This is a genomic window from Cellvibrio sp. (assembly GCF_053579595.1).
Genome location: NZ_JBRFPI010000571.1, coordinates 1 through 1,759, shown reverse-complemented (window position 1 = coordinate 1,759; position 1,759 = coordinate 1). Strand labels below are relative to the sequence as shown.

Sequence of the window (1,759 nt, the reverse complement as noted above, 5' to 3'; positions counted from 1 at the left end):
CCATTTTTGCCCGCACCACAATAGACGCTGATCAATTCAGGTGCAGGGTAGCGCTCGATCAGCAACTCAAACCCGGCCCGCCCCGCACGCTTCATCAATTGGATAGAGGGAATACCACCGGCAATCGCGGCTGCATCCAATGCATAAACTTCACTGGCGGTGTAAAGAAAGGGGGATGAAGCGGTAATTTTCATGGAGCGCAACCAATAGGGGCAGGAATGGGGCGCGATTATACGCAACTTATCTGGATCGGGTTAAGGCTTCGCCGGTCTGGATGAGGTTAAGGCTTCGCCGGAATGGCAGAGAAAATGCAGCAGCTCCCAGCCAAGTTGACTATATTGAGCAGGAGCTTCTTTTTACTGATACCACTGCTGACTTATTCTACGACCACGGAACTGCATGTCTGAATTTACCCTGCAAGCGATTATCGAGGGCGACTCACTGCAACTGAGTGAAGTCTTTGCCAGTATCGCCGCGGCCGAGTCGGTCGACCCCGCTGGCTTGCGCGAGCAATTAGCGGCTGATTTGTTGCACGGATTTACCCACACAAACCCTTGGGATGTGCGCCTGCAGCCGTTGTTAGACGAATTCACTTCCACTGCGCTCACACAGATCGCCAACGACGATGAATTCTACTGCAGCGCACAACATCCGCTGCGCCTGTTTTTTTCCACTATCACACCACCTGGAAGCCATTGGTGCGCGCGCGATTCAAAACCTAACCAACAGTTGTTTGACAAACTCAGCGCCGCTTTTACGTTCGCCACCATTTATTGGTCCGCTAGTGAAGAGCAGCAAATCGCCGGTGCCGCCAACCTGCAGCAACAGCTCGATGAATTTACCATCTGGCTAGCCGCCGAAGACAAGCGCGCGGCCATGCTCGAAGCACGCCTGTGCGAAACCGAATTGGCCAACCTGAAATTAATCAGTGCTGAAGCGCGCGTGGCCGAGGCTATCAACCACAACCTCGCTGGGCGTCCGCTGCCCACCGAGCTGCACAACGCTATAGCCGGAACACTTAAAAGTGAGTTGCAATATTGGGCGTTTAATACTGATCCCGCCGAGCTATCGCAATTACCCCTGTGGAAAAGTTGGCAACGGCTTTTGCCCGCACTGGGGCAATTATTTTCCGGTGATGGGATGGAGGTTGATGACCAACTGCTCTACGACCAAATCCCCCTAGTGCTCGCCGAATTGGAGCGCAGCCTGCAACACCCAAGCAGCAATAGTGCTGCTTATACACAATTGATTGAGCAATTAAATCGGTGCCTGATGAGTGCAATCCAAAAACAAACCCAAGAATGCACGCTCTTTCCCGAGCTGGCCAGCACCGGCGGGCTGAGCGATGTGCACACCCACATTCCCAAAACACTGTTGCAGCAAACCGACCGTATTAATGTGGGAGACTGGATTATCTTTAACGGTGAGGCGGTTAACGGCGAAAGTGCAGATGCTATTCGTTGTAAACTCGCATTAAAAAATCCGGCCATCGACCAACTGTTATTTGTCGATCACACCGGGCGCAAGGTGATGAATAAAAATACCAAGGATTTTGCCCTGTGTTTATCTACCGGCATTGCACGTCCGCTCCTGATACAAGACCTTGCCACAGTTATTCAGTCGCTCTTGCCGCCCCTGATCGAACGAGCCAACCGCAGCGTACAGGCGCAATTACTGCTGCAAAAAAACAAAGCCGAACAAGTCGTGCGCGCGCTCATCGCTCAACAACAAGCAGCCGCAGCCGCAGCCGAACGCGAGC

The 1,759-nt window shown here is 52.9% G+C and carries 1 protein-coding gene and 1 pseudogene; one reads left to right on the top strand and one right to left on the bottom strand.

Features of this window, described 5'->3' with window-relative positions; all coding sequences use genetic code 11:
* Positions 1-194: pseudogene (locus ACWA6V_RS21240) on the bottom strand (bifunctional ADP-dependent NAD(P)H-hydrate dehydratase/NAD(P)H-hydrate epimerase); the annotation flags it as partial.
* A gap of 205 nt (positions 195-399) precedes the next feature.
* Between ACWA6V_RS21240 and ACWA6V_RS21235 the strand changes: the two are divergent.
* On the top strand, positions 400-1,759 hold a 1,360-nt coding region (locus ACWA6V_RS21235), incomplete at its 3' end, for a DUF1631 family protein (RefSeq protein WP_449524348.1).